This is a genomic window from Niveibacterium sp., assembly GCF_041909475.1.
Lineage (GTDB): Bacteria > Pseudomonadota > Gammaproteobacteria > Burkholderiales > Rhodocyclaceae > Niveibacterium.
The window spans coordinates 1-26565 of the sequence record NZ_JAYRDJ010000044.1 but is presented as its reverse complement, the minus strand read 5'-3'; the positions used below and the strand labels follow the sequence as shown (position 1 = coordinate 26565).

Annotated in this window: 33 protein-coding genes; 23 read left to right on the top strand and 10 right to left on the bottom strand. The window is 63.8% G+C overall.

Annotated features, from left to right (window positions below; translation table 11 throughout):
• Positions 1-8 precede the first annotated feature (8 nt).
• The 18 genes from rplR (at position 9) to ACE3P0_RS19330 (ending at position 11905) form a co-directional block, all read left to right on the top strand.
• Positions 9-362: a 50S ribosomal protein L18 gene (gene rplR / locus ACE3P0_RS19415; RefSeq protein ID WP_374404438.1), complete on the top strand. Its 354-nt coding sequence runs from the start codon at positions 9-11 to the stop codon at positions 360-362.
• Between the two features lie 11 nt (positions 363-373).
• Positions 374-898 carry a 30S ribosomal protein S5 gene (gene rpsE / locus ACE3P0_RS19410; protein ID WP_374404437.1) on the top strand — a complete coding sequence of 175 codons (525 nt, stop codon included), beginning with the start codon at positions 374-376 and terminating at the stop codon, positions 896-898.
• 3 nt (positions 899-901) lie between these two features.
• The gene (gene rpmD, locus ACE3P0_RS19405; RefSeq protein ID WP_172205002.1) at positions 902-1084 is read left to right on the top strand and encodes a 50S ribosomal protein L30; all 183 of its coding nucleotides are present in this window, start codon (positions 902-904) and stop codon (positions 1082-1084) included.
• Complete coding sequence (gene rplO / locus ACE3P0_RS19400; RefSeq protein WP_374404436.1) at positions 1085-1519, top strand: 50S ribosomal protein L15; 435 nt, start codon at positions 1085-1087, stop codon at positions 1517-1519.
• Positions 1520-1531: 12 nt separating this feature from the next.
• Positions 1532-2869: a preprotein translocase subunit SecY gene (gene secY / locus ACE3P0_RS19395; protein WP_216662013.1), complete on the top strand. Its 1338-nt coding sequence runs from the start codon at positions 1532-1534 to the stop codon at positions 2867-2869.
• Positions 2870-2871: 2 nt separating this feature from the next.
• Positions 2872-3090 (top strand): translation initiation factor IF-1, encoded by a 219-nt coding sequence (gene infA / locus ACE3P0_RS19390; protein WP_172204996.1) that lies wholly within the window; start codon positions 2872-2874, stop codon positions 3088-3090.
• A gap of 22 nt (positions 3091-3112) precedes the next feature.
• Positions 3113-3226: a 50S ribosomal protein L36 gene (gene rpmJ / locus ACE3P0_RS19385; RefSeq protein ID WP_172204994.1), complete on the top strand. Its 114-nt coding sequence runs from the start codon at positions 3113-3115 to the stop codon at positions 3224-3226.
• Between the two features lie 48 nt (positions 3227-3274).
• Positions 3275-3637 (top strand): 30S ribosomal protein S13, encoded by a 363-nt coding sequence (gene rpsM, locus ACE3P0_RS19380; RefSeq protein ID WP_172204991.1) that lies wholly within the window; start codon positions 3275-3277, stop codon positions 3635-3637.
• Between the two features lie 14 nt (positions 3638-3651).
• Entirely contained in the window at positions 3652-4041 is a 390-nt protein-coding gene (rpsK, locus tag ACE3P0_RS19375) for a 30S ribosomal protein S11 (protein WP_172204988.1), read from the top strand.
• Positions 4042-4053: 12 nt separating this feature from the next.
• A complete protein-coding gene (gene rpsD, locus ACE3P0_RS19370; RefSeq protein ID WP_172204984.1) occupies positions 4054-4683 on the top strand; it encodes a 30S ribosomal protein S4 in 630 nt (209 codons plus the stop codon).
• Positions 4684-4728: 45 nt separating this feature from the next.
• On the top strand, positions 4729-5712 hold the full coding sequence (locus tag ACE3P0_RS19365) for a DNA-directed RNA polymerase subunit alpha (RefSeq protein WP_172204981.1): 984 nt from the start codon (positions 4729-4731) through the stop codon (positions 5710-5712).
• 35 nt (positions 5713-5747) lie between these two features.
• Entirely contained in the window at positions 5748-6140 is a 393-nt protein-coding gene (rplQ, locus tag ACE3P0_RS19360) for a 50S ribosomal protein L17 (RefSeq protein WP_172204978.1), read from the top strand.
• A gap of 255 nt (positions 6141-6395) precedes the next feature.
• The gene (locus ACE3P0_RS19355; RefSeq protein ID WP_374404435.1) at positions 6396-7895 is read left to right on the top strand and encodes an NAD(P)-binding protein; all 1500 of its coding nucleotides are present in this window, start codon (positions 6396-6398) and stop codon (positions 7893-7895) included.
• Positions 7896-7935: 40 nt separating this feature from the next.
• Positions 7936-8673 carry an SPOR domain-containing protein gene (locus tag ACE3P0_RS19350; protein ID WP_374404434.1) on the top strand — a complete coding sequence of 246 codons (738 nt, stop codon included), beginning with the start codon at positions 7936-7938 and terminating at the stop codon, positions 8671-8673.
• Positions 8674-8678: 5 nt separating this feature from the next.
• Positions 8679-9308, top strand: a complete 630-nt coding sequence (gene coaE, locus ACE3P0_RS19345; RefSeq protein ID WP_374404433.1) for a dephospho-CoA kinase — start codon at positions 8679-8681, stop codon at positions 9306-9308.
• A 79-nt stretch (positions 9309-9387) separates the two neighbouring features.
• The gene (gene zapD, locus ACE3P0_RS19340; RefSeq protein ID WP_374404432.1) at positions 9388-10143 is read left to right on the top strand and encodes a cell division protein ZapD; all 756 of its coding nucleotides are present in this window, start codon (positions 9388-9390) and stop codon (positions 10141-10143) included.
• A gap of 146 nt (positions 10144-10289) precedes the next feature.
• Positions 10290-11705, top strand: coding sequence for an NADP-dependent phosphogluconate dehydrogenase (gene gndA, locus ACE3P0_RS19335; RefSeq protein WP_374404430.1), 1416 nt, complete (start codon positions 10290-10292; stop codon positions 11703-11705).
• Entirely contained in the window at positions 11702-11905 is a 204-nt protein-coding gene (locus tag ACE3P0_RS19330; protein ID WP_374404429.1) for a DNA gyrase inhibitor YacG, read from the top strand. The genes gndA and ACE3P0_RS19330 overlap by 4 nt, the downstream gene beginning before the upstream one ends.
• Before the next feature lie 119 nt (positions 11906-12024).
• Here ACE3P0_RS19330 and ACE3P0_RS19325 read toward each other — a convergent pair whose 3' ends face one another.
• Genes ACE3P0_RS19325 through ACE3P0_RS19300 form a run of 6 tightly spaced genes read right to left on the bottom strand, consistent with a single transcriptional unit; the run spans position 12025 to position 15670 of the window.
• A complete protein-coding gene (locus ACE3P0_RS19325) occupies positions 12025-12840 on the bottom strand; it encodes an SDR family oxidoreductase (protein WP_374404427.1) in 816 nt (271 codons plus the stop codon).
• Entirely contained in the window at positions 12837-13784 is a 948-nt protein-coding gene (locus tag ACE3P0_RS19320) for a Nudix family hydrolase (protein WP_374404426.1), read from the bottom strand. The genes ACE3P0_RS19325 and ACE3P0_RS19320 overlap by 4 nt, the downstream gene beginning before the upstream one ends.
• Positions 13768-14190, bottom strand: coding sequence for a DUF6691 family protein (locus ACE3P0_RS19315; RefSeq protein ID WP_374404424.1), 423 nt, complete (start codon positions 14188-14190; stop codon positions 13768-13770). Before ACE3P0_RS19315 ends, ACE3P0_RS19320 begins: the two co-directional genes overlap by 17 nt.
• Positions 14187-14729: a YeeE/YedE family protein gene (locus ACE3P0_RS19310; RefSeq protein ID WP_374404423.1), complete on the bottom strand. Its 543-nt coding sequence runs from the start codon at positions 14727-14729 to the stop codon at positions 14187-14189. The genes ACE3P0_RS19315 and ACE3P0_RS19310 overlap by 4 nt, the downstream gene beginning before the upstream one ends.
• Positions 14680-15546, bottom strand: coding sequence for an ATP-binding protein (locus tag ACE3P0_RS19305; RefSeq protein WP_374404422.1), 867 nt, complete (start codon positions 15544-15546; stop codon positions 14680-14682). The genes ACE3P0_RS19310 and ACE3P0_RS19305 overlap by 50 nt, the downstream gene beginning before the upstream one ends.
• Complete coding sequence (locus tag ACE3P0_RS19300) at positions 15533-15670, bottom strand: hypothetical protein (RefSeq protein ID WP_374404421.1); 138 nt, start codon at positions 15668-15670, stop codon at positions 15533-15535. Before ACE3P0_RS19300 ends, ACE3P0_RS19305 begins: the two co-directional genes overlap by 14 nt.
• A gap of 80 nt (positions 15671-15750) precedes the next feature.
• Between ACE3P0_RS19300 and ACE3P0_RS19295 the strand changes: the two genes are divergently transcribed.
• From ACE3P0_RS19295 to ACE3P0_RS19280, 4 genes are all read left to right on the top strand, one after another.
• Complete coding sequence (locus ACE3P0_RS19295) at positions 15751-16974, top strand: murein transglycosylase A (protein ID WP_374404420.1); 1224 nt, start codon at positions 15751-15753, stop codon at positions 16972-16974.
• Positions 16975-17154: 180 nt separating this feature from the next.
• Positions 17155-18357: an ammonium transporter gene (locus ACE3P0_RS19290; RefSeq protein ID WP_374404419.1), complete on the top strand. Its 1203-nt coding sequence runs from the start codon at positions 17155-17157 to the stop codon at positions 18355-18357.
• A 237-nt stretch (positions 18358-18594) separates the two neighbouring features.
• Entirely contained in the window at positions 18595-19986 is a 1392-nt protein-coding gene (locus tag ACE3P0_RS19285; protein WP_374404418.1) for an amino acid permease, read from the top strand.
• A 220-nt stretch (positions 19987-20206) separates the two neighbouring features.
• Complete coding sequence (locus ACE3P0_RS19280) at positions 20207-20398, top strand: hypothetical protein (protein ID WP_374404417.1); 192 nt, start codon at positions 20207-20209, stop codon at positions 20396-20398.
• 30 nt (positions 20399-20428) lie between these two features.
• Here the strand turns inward: ACE3P0_RS19280 and ACE3P0_RS19275 are convergent, their stop codons facing one another.
• The 3 genes from ACE3P0_RS19275 to ACE3P0_RS19265 form a co-directional block, all read right to left on the bottom strand.
• Positions 20429-22075, bottom strand: coding sequence for a sensor histidine kinase (locus tag ACE3P0_RS19275; RefSeq protein ID WP_374404416.1), 1647 nt, complete (start codon positions 22073-22075; stop codon positions 20429-20431).
• Between the two features lie 93 nt (positions 22076-22168).
• Entirely contained in the window at positions 22169-22894 is a 726-nt protein-coding gene (locus ACE3P0_RS19270) for a DsbC family protein (protein WP_374404415.1), read from the bottom strand.
• Between the two features lie 15 nt (positions 22895-22909).
• Complete coding sequence (locus tag ACE3P0_RS19265; protein WP_374404414.1) at positions 22910-24070, bottom strand: UbiH/UbiF family hydroxylase; 1161 nt, start codon at positions 24068-24070, stop codon at positions 22910-22912.
• A 176-nt stretch (positions 24071-24246) separates the two neighbouring features.
• Here ACE3P0_RS19265 and ACE3P0_RS19260 point away from each other — a divergent pair, with 176 nt between their 5' ends.
• Positions 24247-25935 (top strand): alpha-amylase family glycosyl hydrolase, encoded by a 1689-nt coding sequence (locus tag ACE3P0_RS19260; protein WP_374404413.1) that lies wholly within the window; start codon positions 24247-24249, stop codon positions 25933-25935.
• Between the two features lie 82 nt (positions 25936-26017).
• On the opposite strand, the gene ACE3P0_RS19255 is transcribed toward ACE3P0_RS19260, so the two are convergent.
• Positions 26018-26565 (bottom strand): substrate binding domain-containing protein (locus tag ACE3P0_RS19255; RefSeq protein ID WP_374404412.1); only part of this gene is annotated, 548 nt, incomplete at its 5' end.

Here is a 26565-nt window from a genome sequence, read left to right as displayed (position 1 = left end):
GGAAGATCATGAACAAAAAGGAAACGCGTCTGCGTCGGGCTCGCAAAACCCGCGCCGTGATTGCCGAAAAGAAGGCGGTTCGCCTCACTGTGTTCCGCTCCAATTGCCATATCTACGCCCAAGTGATCTCGGGCTGCGGTTCGAAGGTTCTCGCGGCGGCATCGACTGTCGAGGCCGACATCCGCAAGGATCTGTCGAATGGCGGAAACGCCGCGGCAGCAGCCGTAGTGGGCAAGCTTATTGCCGAGCGCGCCAAGGCCGCCGGTATCGAAGCGGTTGCGTTTGACCGTGCCGGGTTTAAGTACCACGGCCGCGTCAAGGCGCTTGCTGAGGCGGCCCGCGAAGGCGGCCTCAAGTTCTGAGTGGGGACGTCATGGCTAAGCAACAGACGAAAAAAGCACAGGCTGGTGAAGAGCGCGATGATGGCCTGCGCGAGAAGATGGTATCGATCAACCGGGTCACCAAGGTGGTCAAGGGTGGTCGTATCCTCGGTTTCGCAGCGCTCACGGTGGTTGGCGACGGCGACGGCGGCATCGGAATGGGCAAGGGCAAGTCCCGCGAAGTTCCGGTTGCAGTGCAGAAGGCCATGGAAGAGGCTCGCCGCAAGCTGTTCAAGGTTTCTCTGAAGAACGGCACGCTGCAGCACCAGATCATCGGCAAGCATGGCGCATCGGTTGTTCTGATGCAGCCGGCACCGACCGGTACCGGCATCATCGCAGGCGGCGCAATGCGCGCGGTCTTCGAAGTGATGGGCGTGACCGACGTGATCTGCAAGTGCCTCGGTTCGACCAATCCGTACAACGTCGTGCGTGCAACGCTCAACGGTCTGTCGGCGATCAATACGCCGTCCGAGATCGCAGCGAAGCGCGGACTGACTATCGAACAGATCCTGGGGTAAGTCATGGCTGACAAGACGATTCGTGTCACGCTCGTGAAGAGCCTGATCGGCACCAAGCAGGACCACCGCGCGACGGTGCGCGGTCTGGGCCTGCGCCGTATCAATTCCACGGTCCAGCTTGAGGACACGCCGGCTGTTCGCGGCATGGTTCGCAAAGTTGCGTACCTGGTGAAGTGCGAGGGCTAAATGGAACTGAATAACCTTAAGCCGGGCGCCGGTTCCAAGCACGCGAAGAAGCGTGTTGGGCGCGGTATCGGCAGTGGTCTGGGCAAGACCTGCGGTCGCGGTCACAAGGGGCAGAAGTCCCGCGCTGGCGGTTTCCACAAGGTCGGCTTTGAAGGCGGTCAAATGCCTTTGCAGCGTCGCCTGCCGAAGCGTGGTTTCAACTCGCTGACGGCTGCGCGCAACGCGGAAGTTCGCCTGTCCGAGATCAACAAGCTGGACGCGGCGGAAATCGATCTGCTGGTGCTGAAGAGCGCTGGCCTGATTGCCGGCGATGCACTGTCTGCCAAGGTCATCCTGTCGGGTGAAATCGGTCGCAAGGTGGTTCTGCGTGGCGTTGGTGCCACGAAGGGCGCCAAGGCTGCGATCGAGGCCGCCGGCGGCAGCGTGGCCGAGTAAAGCCAGGACGCAATGGTGGCGAATCCTTCGGCAACACTCGGCAAGACCGGCAAGTTCGGTGACCTTAAGCGGCGTCTGTGGTTCCTGTTGGGTGCGTTGATCGTTTATCGGATTGGCGCACACATCCCGGTTCCCGGTATCGACCCCGTCAGGCTCGCCGAGCTGTTTCAGTCGCAGAAGGGCGGAATCCTCGGCGTGTTCAACCTGTTTTCGGGTGGCGCGCTATCTCGCTTTACGATCTTCGCGCTGGGGATCATGCCGTACATTTCGGCATCGATCATCATGCAGCTGCTGTCGGTTGCTTCACCGCAGCTCGAGCAGTTGAAGAAGGAAGGCGAGTCGGGGCGTCGCAAGATCACGCAGTACACCCGCTATGGCACCGTAGCCTTGGCGCTGTTTCAAGCGTTCGGGATCTCGGTTGCGCTGGAAGCACAAGCGGGCTTGGTGCTGGATCCGGGGCTGACGTTCCGCTTCGTGACGATCACCACTTTGGTGACCGGCACGATGTTCCTGATGTGGCTGGGTGAGCAGATCACCGAGCGCGGTCTGGGCAACGGCATTTCGCTGATCATCTTCGCCGGTATTGCGGCGGGTTTGCCGAACTCAGTCGGCGGCCTGTTCGAACTGGTGCGGACGGGGGCGATGCATCCGGTTTCGGCCTTGTTCATTTGCGCACTGGTTGCGGTGGTGACGGCAGTCGTTGTATTCGTCGAGCGCGGCCAGCGGAAGATTCTGGTCAATTATGCAAAGCGCCAGGTCGGTAACCGTGTTTATGGCGGACAGAGCTCGCATCTGCCGCTGAAGTTGAACATGGCGGGAGTGATTCCTCCGATCTTCGCTTCGTCGATCATTCTGTTCCCGGCAACGCTGGGTCAGTGGTTCGGCGGTGCGAGCGAGTCGCCGGTTGCGCGGTTCGTCAAGGATCTCGCGGCCACGCTGTCTCCTGGGCAGCCGGTTTATGTGCTGTTGTATGCATCAGCGATCGTGTTCTTCTGCTTCTTCTATACGGCGCTTGTCTTCAATTCGAAGGAGACGGCGGACAATTTGAAGAAGAGTGGCGCGTTCGTGCCGGGGATTCGTCCGGGTGAACAGACGGCTCGGTACATCGACAAGATTCTGACGCGGCTCACGCTGGCTGGCGCTGTGTATATCACGGTCGTTTGCCTGATTCCTGAGTTCCTGATTCTGAATTGGCATGTGCCGTTCTACTTCGGTGGGACCTCGTTGCTGATTATCGTGGTCGTTACGATGGACTTCATGTCCCAGGTTCAGGCCTACATCATGTCGCACCAGTATGAGAGCCTTCTCAAGAAGGCTAACTTCAAGGGTGCAGGGCTGCCGACCAAGTAGGAATGAGCAAGGAAGACGTCATTGAGATGTTGGGCGAGGTCGTCGAGACCTTGCCGAACGCGACGTTCAAGGTAAAGCTCGAAAACGGGCACGTCGTGTTGGGCCATATCTCCGGAAAGATGCGGATGCATTACATCCGCATTCTCCCGGGCGACAGGGTCACGGTACAACTTACGCCCTACGATCTGACCAAAGGTCGCATCGTCTTCCGGGCCAAATAGTTTTGGAAATTAGGAGCGAAACATGAGAGTTCAGGCTTCGGTCAAGCCGATTTGTCGGAAGTGCAAGGTCATCCGTCGCAAAGGTGTCGTGCGTGTGATCTGCGAAGATCCGCGTCACAAGCAGCGCCAGGGCTAATGCCCCGCGCTTTCGGTACAACACGTTTAGCGTATTTGGGGTAACAGCATGGCCCGTATCGCTGGGGTTAACATCCCGAACCACAAGCATTCGGAAATCGCACTGACGTCGATTTTCGGTATCGGTCGCACCCGCGCACAGAAGATCTGTGACGCCGCGGGCGTGGCACGCACGACCAAGGTCAAGGATCTGACCGAAGCCGAGATGGATCGGCTTCGCGACGAGGTCGGCAAGTTCACCGTCGAAGGCGACCTGCGTCGCGAAGTGACGATGAACATCAAGCGTCTGATGGACTTGGGCTGCTATCGCGGCGTTCGTCATCGTCGCGGTCTGCCGCTCCGGGGTCAGCGCACCCGTACCAACGCCCGTACCCGCAAGGGTCCGCGCAAGCCGATCGCCGGCAAGAAATAATCAGGGGCTAAGTAATGGCTAAGACCGCTGCGAAGGTTCGCAAAAAAGTCAAAAAGAACGTGGCTGAGGGTATTGCCCACGTCCACGCGTCTTTCAACAACACGATCATCACGATCACCGACCGTCAGGGCAATGCTCTGTCGTGGGCGACCGCCGGTGGCGCAGGCTTCAAGGGCTCCCGCAAGAGCACTCCGTTTGCTGCGCAAGTTGCGGCTGACCAGGCCGGCAAGGTAGCGGTCGAGTGCGGGATCAAGAATCTTGAAGTCCGCATTACCGGCCCCGGCCCGGGTCGTGAGTCGTCGGTGCGCGCGCTGAATGCGCTCGGCATCAAGGTGACCTCGATCACCGATATCACGCCGATTCCGCATAACGGCTGCCGTCCGCCGAAAAAGCGTCGCATTTAAAGGAGTTCAAACGTGGCTCGCAATCTAGATGCCAAGTGTCGCCAGTGCCGCCGCGAAGGCGAGAAGCTCTTCCTGAAAGGGGAGAAGTGCTTCACCGATAAGTGCGCGATCGAGCGCCGCGCCTACGCGCCGGGTCAGCACGGCCAGAAGTCCGGACAGCGTCTGTCCGGCTATGGTGTGCAACTGCGTGAAAAGCAAAAAATCCGCCGGATCTACGGCGTGCTGGAACGTCAGTTCCGCCGCGTCTACTCCGAAGCGGACCGTCGCAAGGGTCAAACCGGCGAAAACCTGCTCCAGCTGCTGGAAGGCCGTCTGGACGCCGTGGCGTACCGCATGGGTTTCGGCGCTTCGCGTGCTGAGGCTCGCCAAGTGGTCCGTCACAACGGCGTGCTGGTCAATGGCAAGCGCGTGAACATCCCGTCGTACTCGCTGCGTCCGGGTGATGTGGTTTCGCTGGCAGACAAGACCCGTGGTCACCTGCGCGTGAAGGCCGCCCTCGAGGCCGCCGAGCAGCGCGGTTTCCCCGAGTGGCTTGAGGTCAATATCAAGGAAGGCAAGGGCACGTTCAAGGCCTACCCGCAGCGCGCGGAATTGTCGTCCTCGATCAATGAAGGCCTGGTCGTCGAACTGTACTCGCGTTAATGGCACGGCGCGCCCTCGGGCGCGCCCCCACACGAAGGATTGCCCATGCAAAGCAACACTCTTCTGAAGCCGCGCATCATCGACGTCCAAAACGTCTCCCCGGTGCATGCCGTGGTCGTGATGGAGCCGTTCGAGCGCGGGTTCGGTCATACCCTGGGCAACGCGCTGCGACGCATCCTGCTGTCGTCGTTGCCGGGTTATGCGCCGACGGAAGTGCAGATCGAGAACGTGCTTCACGAGTACTCCACGCTTGATGGCGTTCGGGAAGATGTCGTCGACATCCTGCTGAACCTCAAGGGTATTGTGTTCAAGCTGCACAATCGCACCGAGGCCTCGCTGAAGCTCTCCAAGAACGGCGAAGGCGTCGTGACCGCGCGTGATATCGAGACGACTCATGACGTCGAGATCATCAACCCGGATCACGTGATTGCTCACTTGGCACCCGGCGGCAAGCTGGAGATGCACCTGAAGGTTGAGCAAGGTCGTGGTTACGTGCCTGGCAACATGCGCCCCGCCCACGCGGACGCTAAGGTGATCGGCCGTATCCTGCTGGACGCTTCGTTCAGCCCGGTGCGCCGCGTCAGCTACCAGGTTGAAGCTGCGCGTGTCGAACAGCGTACCGACCTTGACCGTCTGGTGATGGACATCGAGACCAACGGCGCGGTGGATCCGCAAGAGGCCGTCCGCTTTGCGGCTGGCGTGCTGCGCGATCAGCTCGAGGCGTTTACTGACCTCGGCCCGACGGTTACTGCGACCGAAGCACCGGTGCAGAAGACGACGGTTGACCCGCTGCTGCTGCGTCCGGTGGATGATCTTGAGCTGACGGTGCGTTCCGCGAACTGCCTGAAGGCCGAGAACATCTACTACATCGGTGATCTGATCCAGCGTACGGAAACGGAGCTGCTGAAGACGCCGAACCTTGGCCGCAAGTCACTTAACGAGATCAAGGAAGTGCTCGCTTCGCGCGGCCTGACCCTTGGTATGAAGCTGGAAAACTGGCCGCCGGCCGGGCTCGAAAAGCTCGGTTGATCGCTGTCAGGCCAGACTGAAAGAGGAATACGAAAATGCGTCACCGTAACGGTCTTCGCAAGCTGAACCGCACCAGCGCCCATCGTCAGGCCCTGTTGCGCAACCTGTCGAACGCGCTGCTGCGTCACGAGGTTATCCAGACGACCCTGCCGAAGGCGAAGGAACTTCGCCGCGTGGTAGAGCCGATCATCACCCTGGGCAAGAAGCCGAGCCTGGCGAACCGCCGTCTCGCTTTTGACCGCCTGCGCGACCGCGAGATGGTTGTGAAGGTTTTTGATGACCTCGGTCCGCGCTTTGCAAACCGTAACGGCGGCTATCTTCGTATTCTGAAGTGTGGCTTCCGTGTCGGCGACAATGCACCGCTGGCGCTGGTCGAACTGGTTGATCGTCCGGAAACGGCCGAAGTGGTGACCCCGTCGGAGGCTTGATCTCCACGGCGTTGCTGCGCGAGTAGCAGACTGTGCAAAAGGCCGGAGAGCGATCTCCGGCCTTTTTTATCGGTTCGTCGCGCCCTCTTGGCGTGAGACCGGCGCGTCGGAGAGTTGATGGATAGACGTTCGCTGATCGCTATAGCCGGCGCCATGCCTTTGTTGGCGTGCTCGCCTGGTGGGCGCCGTGCAGCGGAGCCTCCCGGGATATGGCTCGGGCCAAAACCCGAGGTCGGTCACAGGCTACAGACGGGCGTGTCGTTCGATCGCTTCGATGAAGCGGTCGACACTGAAACCTTGATTGCCGGTGGCGGCGTGGGTGGGCTGACCGCTGCGTGGTGGCTGGCGCGGCGTGGCCGAACGGATTTTCTTGTCGCCGAGATGCAGCCCGCTGCGGGTGGGAACGCCCGAGGTGGCGGAAACGCGATTTCGCGCTTTCCGCTTGGCGCGCACTATCTCCCGCTGCCCACGCGTGAATGCGTCACCCTGCGATGGTTACTTGCCGAACTGGGGGCGCTTGAGGGGAATCCCGATTCGCCGAGGCCGCGCTACGCTGAGCGACTGTTGGTCGCGGCACCGCAAGAGCGGCTGTTCCGTTTTGGCCAGTGGCAGGACGGGGTGATCCCGGAGGCCGGCTTGAGCGCTCGCGAGCGTGCACAGATGCAGGCGTTCTTCGAGCTCATCGCGCGGTTTCGAAAGCGTGGCCAAGGGGGGAAAGCATTCGCATTGCCCATGGCGATGAGTCGGCTCGATGACGAGGCGCTAGCGCTCGATCGCATCAGCTTTGCGACGTGGTTGCGCACGCAAGGGTTCGACTGCGAGCCACTCCATTGGTACGTGGACTATGCATGCAGGGACGACTTCGGCACGCCGGCGGCGTTCGTGTCGGCCTGGGCTGGCCTGCATTACTTTGCCGCACGGGATGGTGAGGCAGAGGGCGCCTCAAGCGATGTTGTGCTGACGGCACCGGAGGGCAACGGCTGGATCGCCGAAGCGCTGGTCACGCGCATAGGCGTCGAGCGCATTCGTTGCGCGAGCGTCGTGCGGCGCGTCGAGCGAGTAGGCGCCGGCTATCAGAGCTGGATTGAAGACGCGGTGAGTGGTCGTATCTGTCGCGTTCGCTCTAAAGCGCTGATATGGGCGGCGCCCTTGTTTATCGCGCCTCGCGTCATCGAGGGCTTGCCGGATGCTGCCCGGAATTACGCTGCGGCCATCGATTACGCGCCGTGGGTGATGGCCCAGATCTCGTTGCACAGTTCACCGCCGGAACGCCCGGGCGCGCAACGCGCGTGGGACAACGTCATCTACGGTTCGCGCTCGCTGGGCTACGTCGTCGCGACCCATCAGCGTCTGTCGGCTGCACAGGCGCCAAGCGTTTGGACCTGGTACCACGCGTTACAAGGCGCGCCGAGCAAGGTTTTGCGGCGCGAGCTGTTGAGCCAGCCACGGGAATTCTGGGCGGCGATGGCCCTGCGCGAACTTGAGCCTGCGTACCCCGAGCTTGTCGACCATGTTGCAAGCATCGACTGCGTCCGCCACGGACACGCGATGGCGCGCCCGTTGCCGGGTTTTCTTGGCGATCCCGCACGGCATTGGTTCGCCCGTGGCACATCGAACCTGCAGTTCGCACACGCTGATGTCAGCGGATTTTCGGTTTGCGAAGAGGCGCATGCGCGCGGGATCTCGGCGGCCGAACGGATTGCTGCCGCGATGACTGGGCGGCAGCCGGACCCGCAATTCGTGTTCGACGTTTGAGCGCGGCGGCGGCACTTCCTTCCTGCGATAATCGCCCACCATGAAAACGTTCTTCCTTTATCTGCTGCTCGGTGCGAACGCCTTGCTCGCGCTGATGAACATGACCGGTTTTTCAGCGGCGCCGGGTGGCGAGCCCGATCGCCTGTCGAGCCAGCTGCATCCCGAGAAGCTCAAGATCGTTGGCCATGGCGACGACTCACCGGTCGTCGAGCACGCCGTCGCCGATGTGCCCGCCGCGGCCAGCGAACCGGTCGCAGCAGCGAGTGAAGTGGCGCAAGCGACCGAGTCTGCGCCGGTCGAGGCGCGGGCGAACAAGCCGCTGCCGCTCTCGTGCGTGAGCTGGGGTGGTCTCAGCAAGGCGCAAGCGGATGCAATCGCCTTGCGCGCGAAGGGCCTCAAATTCACTGCCAAGGAACAGACCGTGACCGGTTCGAGTTCGTGGTGGGTGCACCTACCGCCGCAGACCGATCGCGCCGCAGCCGAGAAGAAGGGCGAGGAGCTCCGGACGCTGGGCGTGAATGACTACTTCATTGTCAAAGACCCGGGGGCCAATCAGAACGCGATCTCGCTCGGCCTCTACAAGAGTGAGGAGTCCGCCAATCGGGCGCTTGAGGTGTTGAAGACCAAGGGCGTGCGCAGCGCAAGGATCGAAGCGCGCGATGCGACCAGCATCAAGCTGGAAGTCACCGGTCCTGCGGATCAACTCGCCGGCTTCTCCAGCGATACCTCGTCGCGCGTCCCCAATGCGCCGCGCGCGAATTGCACGCCGGCGCGCTGATTGACGTGTTGTCGCGCCCCCTCGTCGTAGGATTGACTGGCGGCATCGGCAGTGGCAAGAGTGCCGCGGCCGAGCGCTTCGCTGCATTGGGCGCGGCGATTGTCGACACGGACCTCATCGCGCACCAGCTGACTGCGCCGGGCGGCGACGCGATTCCTGCGCTGCAGCAAAGCTTCGGCGCGCAGCTGATCAGCGCCGATGGCGCGCTCGACCGCGCGGCGATGCGCGCGCTGGTGTTCAGCGATGCGTCGATCCGTCAGCGCCTTGAGGGCATTCTTCACCCGATGATCCGCACGCGCAGCGATGCCGAAGTGGCCGCCGCGAGCACCGCGCCTTACGTGGTGCTGGTGGTCCCTTTGTTGGTGGAGTCGGGCAGTTACCGTGCGCGTTGCGATCGGATTGCCGTCGTCGATGTGCCGGAATCCGTGCAGGTGGAGCGCGTCATGCAGCGCAGCCGCCTGAGCCGCGAACAGGTCGAAGCGATCATGGCAACCCAAGCCTCGCGCGCCGCGCGGTGTGCAATTGCCGACGATCTGATCGACAACAGCGGTGACATTGCTGCACTGCATCGTCAAGTCGATGCGCTTGATCGCCGCTATCGTGCTGAAACCTCAATACCGGCGCGGCTTTCGTGACAAATTCCCTGCTATGATTTAAAGCACTTTCTCAAGTTTCGCGTTTTACACAACGACAAACGGACGCCGGAATCGCGCAGTGATCACCTACGAATATCCGCTGAACGAGCGCATTCGCACACTGCTGCGGCTTGAGGACCTGTTCGACAAGGCGCTTCACTTCACGTTGTCGGACGGGCCGTACGAACACCACACCGCGCTGGTCAGCGTTTTCGAGATTCTCGATGTTGCCAGCCGTGCCGACCTCAAGGTCGATCTGGTGCAGGAACTTGAGCGCCAGCGCCAGATCCTCGTGTCCTTCCGCCATAACCCGGATATTTCGGAAGAGGCGCTGTCTGGCGCGCTCTACGAAATCGAACAGGCCAGCGCTGCGCTGCTCGCGATGGCGGGCAAGATCGGCCAGTACCTGCGTGAGAACGAGTGGCTGATGAACATTCGCAGCCGCGCGGCGATTCCCGGCGGCGTGTGTGAGTTCGATCTGCCTTCCTATCACTACTGGCTGCATCGCAGCACCGAAGCCCGGCAGGCGGATCTGCGTGGCTGGATCGGGCCGATGACGCCGATCCGCGAAGGGCTCGCGATCGTGCTGCGCCTGCTGCGCGCCAGTGGGCGGCCCGACAATCTGGTCGCACACCGCGGCCAGTTCCAGATGATGATGGGCGGGCGCAGCGCGCAGATGCTGCGTATCCGGCTTGCTCAGGACGAATCCTTTGTGCCCGAGATCAGCGCCAACAAATACGCGCTGAACGTGCGCTTCGTCGGTGCGGCCAGCGTCGCTCGCACGCGGCAAGCCGAATCTGATGTCGAATTCGAACTGACCTTCTGTAATCTCTGATGGCTGCGCCGGAACCTCCGGCACGCCACGTCGCTCGAATCCCTTAAACTCGCGCATTCCAAAAGAGCCGGTATCGCGGCGCAACCGCCGCCTAACCGAGCCTGGTCGGGCCACGCCCGTTCCTTCCCCTGACTGGAGTTCTGATCATGACGAAGCCACAGATCGGCGTCATCGGCATGGCCGTGATGGGCCGCAACCTCGCGCTCAATATCGAAAGCCGCGGCTATACGGTGGCGCTCTACAACCGTTCGTTCGACAAGACCGAAGAGGTGGTGCGTGAGAACCCGGGGCGCAAGCTGGTGCCGACGCAGTCGCTGGAGGCATTCGTCGCTGCGCTGGAAACCCCGCGCCGCATCCTGATCATGGTGAAAGCGGGCGACGCGACCGATGCCACGATTGCCGCGCTGCGGCCGCTGTTGGCGCCGGGCGACATCCTGATGGATGGCGGCAACACGCTGTTTACCGACACGATCCGGCGCAACCGTGAACTGGCGACGACCGGCATCAACTTCATCGGCATGGGCGTCTCCGGTGGCGAGGAGGGCGCGCTGAAGGGGCCGTCGATCATGCCCGGCGGGCAGCGCGATGCGTATGAGCTGGCGGCGCCAATTCTGCGCGAGATCGCCGCTCGCGCGCCCGACGGTGAGCCCTGCGTGACCTACATCGGCCCGGATGGCGCCGGCCACTATGTGAAGATGGTGCACAACGGCATCGAGTACGGCGACATGCAGCTGATCGCGGAGGCCTACGCGCTGCTGAAGGGCGTCGCCGGCTTGTCGAACGACGAACTGGCGGACACGTTCGCTGACTGGAATACGGGCGAGCTGGACAGTTTCCTGATCGAGATCACCGCGCAGGTGTTCCGCAAACGCGATGCGGAGACCGGCGGTTACCTGGTCGACGCGATTCTCGACAAGGCTGGCCAGAAGGGCACCGGCAAGTGGACCTCGCAGTCCGCGCTGGATCTGGGCGTTGCGCTGCCGCTGATTACCGAATCGGTATTTGCGCGCTGCATTTCGGCCTTGAAGGATCAGCGCGTCGCTGCGAGCGCGGTACTCGCTGGCCCCGCGACGACGCCTTTCGAGGGCGACCGCGCGGCGTTCGTCGAGGCGGTGCGCCGCGCGTTGTACCTGTCAAAGATCATCTCGTACGCGCAGGGCTTCGCACAGTTGCGCGCTGCGTCGGACGAGCACGGTTGGAATCTGCAGTACGGTGAGATCGCGAAGATTTTCCGCGCCGGTTGCATCATCCGTGCGCGCTTCCTGCAGCGGATTACCGACGCCTATCAGGCCAATCCGGCGCTGGCGAACCTGCTGCTCGACCCGTATTTCGCCGGTATTGCCGCGGACTACCAGGCCGCCCTGCGCGATGTGGTGTGCCACGCGGTGCGCGCCGGCGTGCCGGTGCCGACCTTCGCTTCCGCGGTGGCGTACTTCGACAGCTATCGCTCGGCGCGCCTGCCAGCCAACCTGATCCAGGCGCAGCGCGATTTCTTCGGGGCGCACACCTACGAGCGTACCGATCGTGCCGGCATCTTTCATTCCGATTGGCAACACGCATGAGCAGCCCGACCCCACGCACCGTCAAATGCCCGACCTGCAGCCAGCCGGTGCTGTGGGCGCCCGAGAACCGCTGGCGGCCGTTCTGTTCCGAGCGCTGCAAGTTGATCGACCTAGGCGCCTGGGCCGACGAGAAGTACCGCGTCGCGGGCCAGGAACCGCTTGCGGACGATCTGCCGCCCGGCGCCGATCCGCGCAGCTGACGCGGCGCCGTAGCAGCGCCGCTGGCGTTGTCGCGGCTGCCCGCAGCGCGAGCTGCACGGAACGAGCGGCGGCGCCTCGCCGGCGCCGGGGCACCGCTGGCGTTTGCCGTTAGCGCTTCTCAGTGATGCGTGCTGCTTCGGGCGAGTTTGCGGCGGGCCAGCGCGTCGACCAGGTCCGGCAGCAGCAATCTCAGCCAGCGGCCAAGCTTGCCCTGGCCGGTCATCACGCATTCGCGGCTGCGCCGCGTCATCGCGCGCAGGATGAGGTTTGCGCAGGTTTCCACCGGCATCGCGCGGCCTTCATCGAGCCCGCTCTTGCCAGCCGGTTTGCCGTCCGCACCGTAGCCGCGGTAGCGGATTTCGGTGGCTACCACGCCGGGGTAGGCGATCGTGACACCGACCCCCTGCGGCGCCACTTCGATCCGCAGCGCTTCAAGGAAGCCGCTCATCGCGAACTTGCTGGCGCAGTAGGCGGTGCGGCCCGGTACACCGAAGAGGCCGGCGAGGCTCGATACGCCGACGATCTGCCCGTGCTGTGCGACGAGGTGCGGTAGTGCATGGCGCACGCACCACAGCGTGCCGAAGTGGTTCACGCGCATCATGTCGTCGTACCAGCCGAAGTCGCTGACTTCGCTGAACATCGCATGGCCGGATACGCCCGCGTTGGCCACCAGCACATCGATCCCACCGAAGCGTTCGACGGCCTTGCGTGCGAGCGCGGCGCAATCGGCTTCGACGCCCACGTCAGTCGGCACGCACAGGACCAGCGCGCCGAGCGCACTGCACTGCTTGCCGACTGCTGCGAGCTTGTCGGCGTTGCGCGCCGCGAGCACCAGTTTGGGCCGCTGCGAGGCGAGCTGGCGTGCGAGTTCCGCGCCGATGCCGTCCGACGCTCCGGTGATCACCACCACCTTGTCGGTGTAGCGCCGCTTCATGGGGCGCTGCGGTGCCACACGCTGCGGATCGCGGCGATGCCGTGGGCGCCGTAGCCACGCGCGGCATCCGTGTCGGCGGGAATCAAACCTCCGATCGCAAATACCGGCATCGGCAGGTCGCGTGTCAGCATGTGGAAGGCGCCCCAGCCGATGCCACTGGCACCGGGGTGTGTGGCGGTCGGCAGAACCGGGCCAAGCAGGGCGTAGTCGAGTTCGAGCCGGGCCACGGCTTCCAGATCGGCGCGTGTGTGGCAGGAAGCGCCGACCCACTCGAAGTCCGGGCGGCTTGAAAGCTCGGCAAGTTGCGAGGCGCGCAGATGCAGCCCGTTAGCGCCGACGGCGACGGTCAGCGCAGGGTCGCCATTCACCAATGCGATGGCGCCGTGCGCATGGCAGCGCGCCACCGCTTCACGGGCAAGCTGCGCACGTGCGTCTGCGGCAAGTGTTACGTCGCGGATCTGTAGCAGCCGCAAGCCGGCGCCAAGTGCGGCATCCAGCGCCGCGAGCTGAGCATCAATGCCGATCTCGGCTGCGTGCGTTACACCCATCGTGCGCGGCAGGCACAGCGATTTGAGGATCGGGCCGTTCGCCGGCAGCATCGGCGAGACGCTGAGTGCATCGGCCTGTTGCCATTCGAGCGCCGAGTGCACATGGTCGTTCGGCGTGCCGGACCAGTCGCAGACCTCGAAGAAATGCAGCCGCACATGCGCGTGCTCGTACAGGTGCTCGCGCGTGATCCACGGGTTCGCGCGGTGTACCGTGATGCCAAGCTCCTCCTGCAATTCGCGAATCAACGCGGCGTGGGCGGTTTCGCCCGGTTCGACCTTGCCGCCCGGGAACTCCCAGTAGCCGGCATAAAAGGTGTCCGGCGCACGCTGGCCGAGCAGGAAACTGCCATCAGGCCGTGTGATGACCGCGGCGGCCACTTCAACGCGTTTGCGCATCGCTGCTCCCGAAGAACCGCGCCTGCAGCCAGGCGCCAATGAAGATCCCGCCGAGCGCCCATAGCAGATCGAGATTGCCAAGCCCGAGGCCGGCGATCGCGGGGCCGGGGCATACGCCGCACAGGCCCCAACCGGCGCCGAAAATGGCGGCGCCGATCACCATGCGGCGCGAGAACGGCGTCTGGCGCTTCTCGAAAAAGCGGCCCGCAATCGGGCGCGGCAGCAGGCGTGGCCCGATCTGATAGGCGATCAGCGCCACGATGACTGCGCCGCCGAGTACCAGCAGCAGGCCGAAATCGGTAAAGCGCAGGAAGGCCAGAACGACTTCCGGTTGCGTCATCGTCGCGAGCGAGAGCCCGAAACCGAACACCGCACCGCAGACCAAGGCAATCAGCAGGCGGCTCATGGCAGCAACCCGAAATGGGCAACGAGCTGCGCGGTGATGATTGCGCTGCTCAGAAAGGTAATGACAGCGACCAGCGAAGGCCAGCGCAGCGATGCCAGGCCGCAGATGCCGTGGCCAGCCGTACAGCCATCACTGAGTCGTGCGCCGAAGCCGATCAGCACGCCGCCCGCCAGCAGCGCCAGTGGCGGCACCCGCGTGCTGGCGCCGAAATGGCCAGGGCTGACTGCGAACAGCACACCGCCAAGCACCAGACCGGCGGCATACGCGAGCCGCCAGTCGCGGCTTTCCAGCAACTTGGGCTGGCGCAGGGCCGGCAAGCGCGAGACCCAGGAGAGGCTTGCGCTGAAGAAGGTCGACAGCCCGCCTATGAGCCCGGCGAACAGATAGAGCGCGCCGATCGCGCTGCCGATCAGCAGGCCGCCGGCGAGGTAATGCCAGGGCCCATTGGGGAAGAGTGTGTCGATCATCGGATGTTGTGCTCTCTGTGACTCAGGGGGCTGCGCGACCGGCGACGTCGCGTGCGAACTGCCAGGCGACACGGCCGCTGCGCGAGCCGCGCATCAGCGCCCACTGCAGGGCCTCGGTGCGGAGCGCCTCGCTGGCGATCTGGGCGTCGGCCACGCCAAAGGCGCGCAGCCAGTGATACACCACCGACAGGTATTCGTTCTGGCCGAAGGGGTAGAAGGAAATCCACAGCCCGAAGCGCTCGGACAACGAGATCTTTTCCTCGACGGCCTCGCCAGGGTGCAGCTCGTCACCCACCTTGTGCGTCTGCAGGTTCTCGGCGAAATACTCCGGCATCAGGTGGCGCCGGTTACTGGTGGCGTAGATCAGCAGGTTGTCCGGCGGCGCGGACAGGCTGCCGTCGAGCACGCTCTTGAGCGCCTTGTAACCCGGCTCGGAATCTTCGAACGAGAGGTCGTCGCAGAACACGATGAAGCGCTCGTGGCGCCCGGCGACCAGATCAACGATTTCGGGCAAGTGCAGCAGATCGCTCTTGTCGACTTCGATCAGGCGCAGACCGGCGGTGGCGTATTCAGCGAGCATCGCCTTCACCAGCGAGCTCTTGCCGGTGCCGCGTGCGCCGGTCAGCAACACATTGTTGGCGCGACCGCCACGCACGAACTGGCGCGTGTTGGCATCGCAGCGGGCTTTCTGGTCTTCAATGTCTTGCAGGTCGGCGAGCCGGATGCGGTGCGGGTGGTGCACCGGCTCCAGCCAGCCGCGACCGTTGCGGCTGCGCCAGCGGTGGGCTGGCGCGCTCCAGTCCGGCGCCGGCGCGTTCGGCGGCAGCACAGTTTCGAGTCGTTCGAGCAGGGCCTCGGCGCGTGTGATCAGGTGCTCAAGGTTGGCCATCGCTTGGCGTCTCTCCGGGGTTCTTGTTTTCGATGCGCGCGGGGTCCTTCTTCGGCCAGGTGGCCCACACGATGATCAGCAGCAGTGCGAGCGCGACGCCCGCCTCAAGAAAAATGACCCACATGCCTCATGGCCCCGCGCGTGAGAGGAAGGGGGCGACGGTTATACTGGCCCGCGCCACGAACTCACAAGTTTAGCCGAACGATGCTTCGTATCCGCCCAGTGCTGCGTGCTGCCACGCCCTTGTTGCTAGCCCTGTTGTCCGCCTGTGCAACGGTGCCGGAGACAGCCCCCGCTACCGCCGAGTGCCCGGTGTGTCCGGTTTGCCCGACGGTGCCCGAGAAACCGCCGGAGAAACCCAAGGTTGAACCGCTTCAACCGGCGAGCTGGGCTGACGTGAACGGCTGGGGTACCGACGATGTCTCGCAGGCCTGGGGCGCGATGCTTTCGTCCTGTCGTGCGATGAAAGCACCGGTCTGGCAGGCCAGTTGTCAGGCCGCCCGTGAACTGGGCGACAAACCGAGTGCAGCGGCTGTACGGGCCTTCGCCGAGCGCGAGTGGCAGCCGTGGCGCGTGGTGAACGCGGACGGCAGCGGCGAGGGACTGATCACTGGCTACTACGAACCGCTGATCCGCGGCAGCCGTACCCGCAGCAAGCAGTACGACACGCCGGTCTACGCCGTGCCGGACGATCTGCTGATCATCGACATGGGCGAGCTCTACCCCGAGTTGAAGAACATGCGCCTGCGTGGGCGCCTGGAAGGCCGCAAGGTCGTGCCGTATTACTCGCGCGCCCAGATCGATGCGCGCCCCGACAAACTGGGCGACAAGGTCTTGCTGTGGGCGGCTGATCCGATCGATTTCTTCTTCCTGCAGGTGCAGGGATCTGGTCAGGTGCAATTGACGGACGGCAGCCGGGTTCGCATTGCTTATGCCGACCAGAATGGCCATCCGTATCAGTCGATCGGTCGTTGGCTGATCGACAAGGGCGAGTTGAAGATCGAGCAGGCCGGCATGGAAGGTATCCGCAACTGGGCGCGCAGCAATCCGGCGCGGCTCGATGAAATGCTCAACGCGAATCCAAGTTTCGTGTTCTTCCGCGAGCAGCCCGCGAATGGTGACGGCCCGAATGGCGCGCAAGGCTTGCCGTTGACGGCGGGACGTTCGATTGCAGTGGACCCACGCAGCGTGCCGCTTGGTGCTCCGGTGTTCCTGGCGACGACGCTGCCCGGCACCGACAAGCCGATGCAACGTCTTGTCGTGGCGCAGGACACCGGCGGCGCGATCAAGGGCGGCGTGCGCGCCGATTTCTACTGGGGTTTTGGTGCCGAGGCGGGCGCTCAGGCCGGCAAGATGCGCAGCCGTGGCCAGATGTGGGTGCTGTGGCCCAAGGGGCAGACGCCGCCCGGGGCGAAACCCGGCACCTGATTCGTGCGTAAGCAGCGACCAATGCACGGCGCCGGTGCAGAATCCGGCCTCATGCACCGGTGTAATGCGCGGCGCTTCGTTTTTTGCTCCTGAATGGCGTTCAAGTTGTTGATTTTATAGAAAACTCCATATTGGTGCGGTTGTTGCTTGTTGGTGCGCCATCTCGTTATGGAGCCCCTCATGGAGCAACTCAAGACATCCAGCGACGTGCTGTTCGTTCTGCTGGGCGCCATCATGGTGTTGGCGATGCACGCCGGTTTCGCGTTTCTCGAACTCGGCACCGTGCGCAAGAAGAACCAGGTCAACGCGCTGGTCAAGATCCTCACCGATTTCGCGGTATCCACGATCGCGTATTTCTTCATCGGCTACGGCGTCGCCTACGGCATCCACTTCTTCACGGGCGCCGAAACCTTCGTGCAGCGCGGCGGCTACGACCTGGTGAAGTTCTTCTTCCTGCTGACCTTCGCGGCGGCGATTCCAGCCATTGTGTCGGGCGGCATTGCGGAACGTGCGCGCTTCCTGCCGCAGCTTGGCGCGACCTTCCTCATCGTCAGTTTCGTGTACCCCTTCTTCGAAGGGATCATGTGGAACGGCAACTTCGGCGTGCAGAAGTGGTTTGAAGCGGGCTTTGGTGTGCAATTCCATGACTTTGCCGGCAGCGTTGTGGTGCATGCCGTGGGCGGCTGGATCGGCCTCGCGGCGGTTTTGATGCTCGGCGCCCGTCGCGGGCGCTACAACAAGGATGGCGCCGTTGCCGCACATCCGCCCTCAAACATTCCCTTTCTCGCGCTCGGCGCCTGGATCCTTGTGGTCGGCTGGTTCGGCTTCAACGTGATGAGCGCGCAGAGCATGGACAAGATCTCGGGCCTTGTTGCAGTGAATTCGCTGATGGCGATGGTCGGCGGCACGCTCGCCGCGCTGGCCGCCGGACGCAACGACCCGGGCTTTGTGCACAACGGGCCGCTCGCGGGTCTCGTCGCCGTGTGTGCGGGTTCCGACCTGATGCACCCGATCGGAGCGTTGTTCGTCGGCGCGATTGCTGGCGGCTTGTTCGTGTGGATGTTCACGCTGACGCAAAACCGCTGGAAGATCGACGATGTGCTCGGCGTGTGGCCGCTGCACGGACTTTGCGGCGCCTGGGGTGGCATCGCAGCCGGCATCTTTGGCAGCAAGGCGCTTGGCGGGCTTGGTGGCGTCAGCCTGCCGGTACAGGTGTTCGGTACGCTGGGCGGGATCGTTGTTGCGCTGGTTGGCGGCGCGGCGGTGTATGGCCTGCTCAAGCTCGTCGTTGGAATCCGCCTCGATGCGGAAGAAGAATTCAACGGTGCAGACTTGTCCATCCACAAGATCTCCGCAACTGCTGAGCGTGAAACCCTGTGGTAATTGGCGGGGCGTAACGCGACGCTGGCCCTTGTGTGGGCCCGGCCGCGCAGCAGCATCAACAAAAGACCCACGGCAAGCCGTGGGTCTTTTGTTTTTGTCGGGCGCGGGTCGGTCGCCGTTGCGGCGGCTCGTCGCGTCGCGTCAATTTGCGGGGTAAGCCGGGACGGATCAAACGCTGCGGCCTGGTTCTGTGAGATATGAGATGGTTGCACTTTCCCCGCCACAACCTGAAACCGTATGGACCACCATCCGCTCCATGAAGGCGAACTCAAGCGCGGCTTGAAGAATCGCCATATCCAGCTGATCGCGCTCGGTGGCGCGATCGGAACGGGCCTCTTCCTCGGCTCTGCCGGTGTCATGAAGTCTGCCGGCCCTTCGATGCTGCTCGGCTATGCCATTGGCGGCTTCATCGCCTTCCTGATCATGCGTCAGCTTGGCGAGATGATTGTCGAGGAGCCGGTCGCTGGCTCCTTCAGCCACTTTGCCTACAAGTACTGGGGTGATCTGCCGGGCTTCATGTCCGGCTGGAACTACTGGGTCCTGTACATCCTGGTTGGCATGTCGGAACTGACGGCGGTGGGCAAGTACGTGCAGTACTGGTGGCCGTGGATTCCGATGTGGGCGACGGCCGCCGCCTTCTTCGTGGTCATCAATCTGGTGAACCTCGCCAGTGTGAAAGCCTACGGCGAGACGGAGTTCTGGTTCGCGCTGATCAAGGTGGTCGCGGTGATCGGAATGATCGTCTTGGGCGGCTATCTGCTTCTCTCCGGCCACGCCGGCCCGGACGCCACCGTGCGTAACCTGTGGGAGCGCGGTGGCTTTTTCCCCAACGGCTGGGGCGGTCTGGCGATCATGCTGCCGATCATCATGTTCTCGTTTGGCGGCCTGGAGCTGGTCGGCATCACCGCCGCTGAAGCAAGTGATCCGGGCAAGACGATCCCCAAAGCGATCAACCAGGTGCTCTACCGCATCCTGATCTTCTACATCGGCGCGCTGGCCGTGCTGTTGTCGCTGACGCCGTGGGACACCCTCGTCGCAACGCTGGCTCAGCACGCGGAGGCCGGCGACGAATACGGCGGCAGCCCGTTCGTGATGGTGTTCTCGATGCTCGGCAGCGATGTGGCGGCGAACATCCTCAACTTTGTCGTGCTGACCGCCGCGCTTTCTGTTTACAACAGCTGCGTGTACTGCAACAGCCGCATGCTGTACGGCCTCGCGGACCAGGGCAACGCCCCGCGCGCGCTGATGAAGGTGGATGACCGCGGCGTGCCGATGCTCGCGATCGGGTTGTCGGCGCTGGTGACGGGTCTGTGCGTGGTGGTGAACTATGTGATTCCGGCCAAGGCGCTGGAGTTGCTGATGGCGCTGGTGGTTGCTGCGCTGGTGATCAACTGGGCAATGATCTCGCTGGCGCATCTGATGTTCCGCAAGGCCAAACAGCGCGAAGGCGTGACGCCGGCGTTCAGGGCGTTGTGGCATCCGCTCGGCAACTACCTATGCCTTGCCTTCATGCTGGCGATCTTGGTCGGCATGTACATGATTCCGCCGTTGCGCGCTTCTGTGCTGGCGATCCCTTGCTGGATCGCCTTGCTGTGGGCGTGCTATCACTTCAAGACGCGGCGCGGCTGAGACGCCCGACGGGATGGCGGCGCCTGTGTCGCCATCGCTCCTGCGCGGTCAGTGGTGCTCAGCGGCGCTTGCAGCGCGGGGGCCGCGTATCGATTTGGTGCAAGCTGAGCGCCAACGCACCGTGACGGGGCCTTTGATCATGGTCAGAGCCGGGGCGCAGCGCGAGGCATAGGCTGGCTCCATCTTCTACCGTGGGCATATGCCCTCAAGGCGGTCCATCATGCCGTTCGGCGCTGCAGCATTCTTCTATCGTGAAATGGTTCATCGGGTCGATGAACGTTCGCCTTCCGATCACGCCCTGTCGCAGCCACAGCTGCACCATGGCATTCCGGAACGAGACCGCGGTCGCGATGATGAACTGATTGCCGCGCTTGAGCGCGATCGCGCCGAGGCGACGGCCGGAATCGCCTGAACGGCTTACGGTGCGCGCTTGGCGCACCGCTCATTCCGGCGTTGAGCGGGGGAGTTCGATGGTGAGCGTAGTACCGTGGCCGGGTTCGCTGATGACGGCCACATCGCCGTCGAGCACGCCGGTCACGATGTTGTAGACCGCGTGCAGGCCGAGCCCGCTGCCACCTTGCCCGAGTGCAGTGGTGAAGAAGGGATCGAAGATCCGTTCAAGGTTGTCGCCCGAGATCCCGACACCGTCGTCGCGGATACGAATCGTCATTCGCGACGCATCGGCGTCGGCGGTGATCACGATGTTGCCACCGTCGCGACTGGCAAACGCGTGCTGGTAACAGTTCGCGAGGCAGTTGAGCAGCATCCGCTCCCATAGCGCAGGGTAGCTGTCGACTTCGATCGGCCCGGCGGCCTTCACTTCGGTTTGTACATCCTGCCGCTCGGCACGGATGCGTGCCAGCACGGCGCAGTCCTGCAATAGCTCGACCACATCGAAGCGGCGGCGCTCACCTTCGCGCCGGTCGGCGGCCGTATCGCGGAAGCGCACCACCAGCGCGGCGGCACGCTCAAGGTTGCCGACCAGCTGGCGCGCACTTTCTTCCGTGGCTTCCAGGTATTCCGCCAATTCGGAGCGGCGGATGCCGCCCTCCAAGGCTGTGCGCATCTGCCCGGTGCGGTCTTCCAGCGCCGAGGCCAACACCTTCGCGTTGCCGATCGGCGTGTTCAGCTCATGCGCCACGCCAACCACCACTTTGCCGAGCCCGGCCAGCTTCTCGGTGCGGACGAGGCGTTGGCGCGTGTGGTTGAGGGTTTCGATGGTCTCGGAGAGTTCGGTGTTGCGTTCCGCCAGCTCCAGCGTACGGCGGGCGACACGCTGCTCCAGTGTCTCGTTGAGCTCGCGCACCTCGCGCTGTGAGCGTTCCAGCGCATCAATGCGCTCGTCGATCGCACCCGCCATCGTGTTGAACGACGCGGCCAGTTGAGCGTATTCGTCACGCCCATGTTCATTCACATGCCGGCTGTAGTCGCCACCGGCGATGGCCTGCGCGGCGCGCACCAGGCGCCCCAGTCGTCGCGAGAGGCGAAAGCCGGTCAGGCCGAAAAACGCCGCGGCAAGGATGAAGCTGAAGGTCAGGATTAGCAGGCCATCGCGCAGCAGGCCGTTCACCAGTTGCTTGAAACCGCCCACACCAAGACCGTACTGAAGCGTACCGACCTCGTTGGCGGCGAGCAGGATCGGTTGGCGTACATGCATGACGCCCTGCTGCACCGCGTGCGCGATGTCGTCGGTTGTGGCGGGTAGCGCACCGGATGGCACACGGCCAGCGGTGACGATGGCTTCGCCCTTGGGGCCGAGCACGACGAGGTAGCTCAGGCCGGATTCGCTGTCGGACTCGGCCAGCAACTCGCGCAGGTAGTCCTGCAATAACTCAAGCCGCCCCTCTCCGGCGTAAGGGGCGATCGTCAGATTGATCAGTCGCGACATCTGCCCGGTTTGCTGGCGCAAGTCGCGATCGAGAGCGGCGCGGATCAGCCGGCTAGAGTTGAAACCGAGGGCGAGCGCGAAGGCGAGCAGGATGGCGAGGCTGGCCAGGGTGAGGCGAATGCCGGACGATCGCCACCAGCGGACTTGAGAAAGGTCCGCCGGTACGGGCTTGGTGATGTCAGGCGTGGGCGTATTGCCCATGAACATCCTCGTCGGGGCCGCTGGCGGGGCCCATGATCCGACTACGGAAGGGGGACGGAAATCTTGAGGGCAGGGGCGTTTGCTCCCGCCGCATTACTTGCCCTTGGCGGGCTTGCTCTTCTCGGCCTGCGCGATCGCCTCTTCGAGCTTGGCGCGCGGCAGGAAACCACCCAGGCGTGAGCCGTCGGCAAGGAACATCGTCGGCGTGCCGTTGATGCGCAGCTTGCGACCTAGCGCGACGTTCTTCTCGATCGGGTTTTCACAGTCGGCAGCCTTCGCTGCCTTGCCGTCGATCATCCAGCCCTGCCAGGCCGCCGAGCGATCCTTGCTGCACCAGATCGCCTTGGACTTCTCGGCGGAGTCCGGCGACAGGATCGGGTAGAGGAAAGTGTAGATCGTCACATCCTTGAGCTGCTGGGCCTCAGCGACAAAGCGCTTGCAGTAGCCGCAGTTCGGGTCTTCGAAGGTGACGAGCGTGCGCTTGCCGTTGCCGCGGACGGTCTTCACCGCTTGCGTGAGCGGCAGCTCGTTGATATTCACCTTGTTGAGTGCGGCTTGGCGCTCGGCAGTGACATTGGTGCGGCGTTTCAGGTCAATCAGCTGGCCGTCGATGAAGAAGCTGCCTTGCTCGTCGGTATAGACCAGTTCGCCCGAGTCCATTACCACCTCGTACAGGCCTGCGTACGGCGTGCGCGTGACGGACTGGATCGCCTCCTGACCGATGAATTCGTTAACCGCCTTGCGGATCTCCGCTTCGCCGCCAAAGGCGGGGGCAGTCAGGGTGGCGAACAGCGCCGTGGCGGCGACGAGATGCTTCATCAAGAACTCCGGAGGTCAGATCAGGCCGGCCGCGTAGCGCACGAGGGCGCTGCGCACGACCGGCAGTTGGTTGGTCAACTGCATGCCGCGGTTACGCAAGGCGGCGAGCAGCGGGTTACGCGGGCGGAAGAGCCGGTTGAGGGCGTGGGTCACGCCCTGCATCAACCGCACTTCCTCGTTGCGCGCCCGGGCATAGCGGCGCAGGGTGCCCAGCTCACCGCAATCCCGGTGTGCCGGTAGCCCGTTGAGCAGATCGGCCAGCACGCGGGCGTCCTGAAAGCCGAGGTTGATGCCGTGCCCGGACAGCGGATGGATCGCATGTGCGGCATCGCCGATCAGCGCGACGCGCGGCGCCACCACCTGCGGTACCTGCATCAGCCGCAACGGGAAACCTGCCGGCGGTGTCAGGAGTTCCAACTTCCCGAGCCGGTTGTCGCCAGCCGCCGCCACCTTTTCGCAGAACGCCTCGGGTGCCAGCGACAGCAATTCCTGCGCGTGTGCTTCGGGGGTGGACCACACCATCGACATTCGGTTCTCAGGCAGCGGCAACCACGCCAGTATGCCGTCGTCGCGGAACCACTGGAACGCGCTGTCGTGGTGTGGCGCTTCGCAGCGGAAATTCGCAACCACGCCCAGCTCGCCGTAGGGCGTGGTACGCACCGGCAGGGCTGCGGCGGCGCGCACCCACGAATCGGCGCCGTCGGCGGCCACCACAAGACGGGCGCGGATGCGCCGCCCGTCGTCGAGCGTTACGGTTGCCGCGTCGGCGTCGACATCCAGCGCGCTTGGCCGGGCCGGGCACAGCAGCGTCAGATTCGGCTGGCGGCGCAGCGTCTCCCACAGCTCGACAGCGAGGGGTGAGGCTTCCAGTATCCAGGCCAGCGCATCGAGACCGGCGTCGTAGGCGGAGAATTCCACCTTGCCACCGCGGTCGCCGAACACCTGCATGGCTTCGACTCGGTTGATGCGGCTCGCGTCCAGGTGCGGCCAGACACGGATTCGTGTGAGGAAGTCGACGTTGGCCGGGCTTACGGCATAGACCCGCGCATCCCAGCCCTCGGCGCGACGCGGTGGGCGCGCTTCGAGCATGCCGATGCGCAGCGGGCTGCCCGCCAGGGCACAGGCGAGGCTACCACCGGCGAGGCCGGCACCGACGATCAGGACATCCAGTTCCATGGGGCGGAATCAGCGCGAGGCGTGAGGGCAAGACCCGCCATTCTGCCCGAGCCGGCCGCAACTTTGAATTTGTCGCAAACAGCAAAATTGGTTGGGTGGGGCCGTGGCAATGCAACCTAAAATCTTCGACTGCGTCTTATGGGCGCCGAAACAATTTTTATAAGAGGTGGATCAGCATGCGAAGTGAGCTGAAGCGACGGATTCTGGCGTCTTGCCTTGCCCTGGCCGGGCTGGCCGCCTGGCCGGTTTGTGCCGAAACGCCCGCCGCCCCCGCGGCCAAGGCGCCCGCTGCCGTGGCGGTACCCGCAACGGTCGATGGATTCTCCGACGTCGGCCCGGTGCCGTTTGCGCCGGTAGACAGCGGCCTCGCCCCCGACTGGTACAAGAAGGGCGTGTTCACCGAGATCCTGGTGCGCGCTTACCAGGACAGCAACGGCGACGGCATTGGCGACCTCAAGGGGCTCACCAGCCGGTTGGACTACCTCAAGTCGGTCGGTATCACCGGGATCTGGCTGATGCCGATCTTCCGCAGCAGCGATCACGACCATGGCTACGCGGTGGAGAACTACCGCGAGATCGAGCCGGACTACGGCACGCTGGCCGATTTCGATGAGTTGATTGCCGAAGCGCACAAGCGCGGCATCGGCATCATCGTTGACTACGTGATGAACCACAGCTCGGCCGATCACAAGCTGTTCGATGCGTCGGGCAAGGTCAAGTCGCCGTATCGCGACTGGTATGTCTGGGCGCAGCCGCATCCGGAAGGCTGGACGACCTTCTCCGGCGACCCATGGCGCGAGATGGGCGACTGGTATTACTACGCCGCCTTCGATGCCGGCATGCCGGACTTCAATCTGCGCAAGCAGGAGGTGGTCGACTTCCACATGAACAACCTGCGCTTCTGGCTCAACCGCGGCGTGGATGGCTTCCGCTTCGATGCGGTTGGCGTGCTCTACGAAAACGGCTCGATCGCCTGGGACAACCAGCCGGAAAACCATGTGCTGATGAACAAGGTTCGCCAGCTGCTGGATCAGTACGGCAAGCGCTACATGGTGTGCGAGGCGCCGAGTGACCCTGTGCCGTTTGCCGGCGAAAACTCCTGCGGTAGCGCCTTCGCCTTCGGCCTGCAGAAGCACATTGTGCACAGCGTGAAGATGGGCCGTGTGATGCCGGACTTGCTCTACACGCTGCAGACCTTCCCGGTGGCGCGCATGGGCACGATCCTGTCGAACCACGACTGGTTCGCCGGCGCGCGTCCGTGGCGTCAGTTCAACGGCGACGTGAAGAGCTACAAGATGGCTGCGGCCACCTTGCTGACGCTGCCGGGCATGCCGTTCATCTACTACGGCGAGGAAATTGGCCTCGGCTTGTCGGACGAGAGCTACCACGATGACCAGAAGATCCGCGGCCCGATGGCCTGGGACGGTAGCAAGCCCTTCGGCGGCTTCACCGAGTCCGACTCGGCGTTCCGCCCGCTGGTACAGAACTGGAAGACCAACAACGTTGCCGCGGAAGACGCCAACCCTGCCTCGCTGCTGAACTGGTACCGCGGCCTGATTGGCCTGCGCGACCATGAACCGGCGCTGTCGGTGGGCAGCTTCAAGCCGATTTCCGCGCAGGACGAGCAGATCTTTGCCTTTGAGCGCGAGTACGACGGCACCCGCATGCTGGTGCTGCTGAACTACGCCTACCGCGACGGCAAGCTCGATCTGCCGGCCGGGTTCGACGCGAGCAAGTGGCAGCCGGTCTTCCCGGCCGGTGGCCAGCTCAAGATCGTGCAGAAGAAAGTGAAGAAGGGTGAGGCGCCGGTGCAGGAGCTTCAGATGGGCACGCAGGAAGTGCTGATTCTGAAGGCGGTCAAGTAAGCCGGTCCCCCTGTACTGTGAAAAACGCCCCGCATCGTCGGGGCGTTTTTTTGGCCAAGGCGCCGTGCTCAGGCCGCAGTGCTCAGGCTACTGGCCGGCGGTCGCACTGCGCCAGCGTTTCCGTCAGGCGTTCTACGAACGCGCGTGTCTTGGCGGGTACCCAACGCCGGCTTGGCATGACGGCCCATGCGGTAACCGCTGGCGCAGCCCAGTCGGGCAGCACCCGCACCAGTTCGCCGCGTGCGACGTGTCCGGCGACGAAGTCCTGTGGCACAAGCGCGATACCTGCATCGCGCAGCGCAAAGGCAATCATCAGCCCCATCGAGTTGGCAACCAGGCGCCCCGGTGGGGTGCCTTCCCAACTCTCACTGCCGCGACGCAAGCACCAGCTAGCAGGTTCGCCGTCGCGGCTCAGCAGCAGGACTGCGCGCTGCTGCAACAGCGCCGGTGCCTCTGTGGGTGTGCCGTGCGCGGCCAGATAGCGTGGCGACGCGAACAGGGCCGGTCGTACATCGGTCAGGCGGCGCGCGACCAGCGTCGCGTCGTCGGGCAAATCGCCCATGCGCACCGCCAGGTCAAAGTTCTCGCCGACCAGATCCACCCGGCGTGGGGATAGGTCTAGTTCTACCG

What these genes read in the sequence shown, in the direction of transcription:
- rplR (WP_374404438.1), top strand. Translation starts at nt 9, where the DNA reads ATGAACAAAAAGGAAACGCGTCTGCGTCGGGCTCGCAAAACCCGCGCC.
- rpsE (WP_374404437.1), top strand. Translation starts at nt 374, where the DNA reads ATGGCTAAGCAACAGACGAAAAAAGCACAGGCTGGTGAAGAGCGCGAT.
- rpmD (WP_172205002.1), top strand. Translation starts at nt 902, where the DNA reads ATGGCTGACAAGACGATTCGTGTCACGCTCGTGAAGAGCCTGATCGGC.
- rplO (WP_374404436.1), top strand. Translation starts at nt 1,085, where the DNA reads ATGGAACTGAATAACCTTAAGCCGGGCGCCGGTTCCAAGCACGCGAAG.
- secY (WP_216662013.1), top strand. Translation starts at nt 1,532, where the DNA reads ATGGTGGCGAATCCTTCGGCAACACTCGGCAAGACCGGCAAGTTCGGT.
- infA (WP_172204996.1), top strand. Translation starts at nt 2,872, where the DNA reads ATGAGCAAGGAAGACGTCATTGAGATGTTGGGCGAGGTCGTCGAGACC.
- rpmJ (WP_172204994.1), top strand. Translation starts at nt 3,113, where the DNA reads ATGAGAGTTCAGGCTTCGGTCAAGCCGATTTGTCGGAAGTGCAAGGTC.
- rpsM (WP_172204991.1), top strand. Translation starts at nt 3,275, where the DNA reads ATGGCCCGTATCGCTGGGGTTAACATCCCGAACCACAAGCATTCGGAA.
- rpsK (WP_172204988.1), top strand. Translation starts at nt 3,652, where the DNA reads ATGGCTAAGACCGCTGCGAAGGTTCGCAAAAAAGTCAAAAAGAACGTG.
- ACE3P0_RS19365 (WP_172204981.1), top strand. Translation starts at nt 4,729, where the DNA reads ATGCAAAGCAACACTCTTCTGAAGCCGCGCATCATCGACGTCCAAAAC.
- rplQ (WP_172204978.1), top strand. Translation starts at nt 5,748, where the DNA reads ATGCGTCACCGTAACGGTCTTCGCAAGCTGAACCGCACCAGCGCCCAT.
- ACE3P0_RS19350 (WP_374404434.1), top strand. Translation starts at nt 7,936, where the DNA reads ATGAAAACGTTCTTCCTTTATCTGCTGCTCGGTGCGAACGCCTTGCTC.
- gndA (WP_374404430.1), top strand. Translation starts at nt 10,290, where the DNA reads ATGACGAAGCCACAGATCGGCGTCATCGGCATGGCCGTGATGGGCCGC.
- ACE3P0_RS19330 (WP_374404429.1), top strand. Translation starts at nt 11,702, where the DNA reads ATGAGCAGCCCGACCCCACGCACCGTCAAATGCCCGACCTGCAGCCAG.
- ACE3P0_RS19325 (WP_374404427.1), bottom strand. Translation starts at nt 12,840, where the DNA reads ATGAAGCGGCGCTACACCGACAAGGTGGTGGTGATCACCGGAGCGTCG.
- ACE3P0_RS19320 (WP_374404426.1), bottom strand. Translation starts at nt 13,784, where the DNA reads ATGCGCAAACGCGTTGAAGTGGCCGCCGCGGTCATCACACGGCCTGAT.
- ACE3P0_RS19315 (WP_374404424.1), bottom strand. Translation starts at nt 14,190, where the DNA reads ATGAGCCGCCTGCTGATTGCCTTGGTCTGCGGTGCGGTGTTCGGTTTC.
- ACE3P0_RS19305 (WP_374404422.1), bottom strand. Translation starts at nt 15,546, where the DNA reads ATGGCCAACCTTGAGCACCTGATCACACGCGCCGAGGCCCTGCTCGAA.
- ACE3P0_RS19300 (WP_374404421.1), bottom strand. Translation starts at nt 15,670, where the DNA reads ATGTGGGTCATTTTTCTTGAGGCGGGCGTCGCGCTCGCACTGCTGCTG.
- ACE3P0_RS19295 (WP_374404420.1), top strand. Translation starts at nt 15,751, where the DNA reads ATGCTTCGTATCCGCCCAGTGCTGCGTGCTGCCACGCCCTTGTTGCTA.
- ACE3P0_RS19290 (WP_374404419.1), top strand. Translation starts at nt 17,155, where the DNA reads ATGGAGCAACTCAAGACATCCAGCGACGTGCTGTTCGTTCTGCTGGGC.
- ACE3P0_RS19285 (WP_374404418.1), top strand. Translation starts at nt 18,595, where the DNA reads ATGGACCACCATCCGCTCCATGAAGGCGAACTCAAGCGCGGCTTGAAG.
- ACE3P0_RS19280 (WP_374404417.1), top strand. Translation starts at nt 20,207, where the DNA reads ATGCCGTTCGGCGCTGCAGCATTCTTCTATCGTGAAATGGTTCATCGG.
- ACE3P0_RS19275 (WP_374404416.1), bottom strand. Translation starts at nt 22,075, where the DNA reads ATGGGCAATACGCCCACGCCTGACATCACCAAGCCCGTACCGGCGGAC.
- ACE3P0_RS19270 (WP_374404415.1), bottom strand. Translation starts at nt 22,894, where the DNA reads ATGAAGCATCTCGTCGCCGCCACGGCGCTGTTCGCCACCCTGACTGCC.
- ACE3P0_RS19265 (WP_374404414.1), bottom strand. Translation starts at nt 24,070, where the DNA reads ATGGAACTGGATGTCCTGATCGTCGGTGCCGGCCTCGCCGGTGGTAGC.
- ACE3P0_RS19260 (WP_374404413.1), top strand. Translation starts at nt 24,247, where the DNA reads ATGCGAAGTGAGCTGAAGCGACGGATTCTGGCGTCTTGCCTTGCCCTG.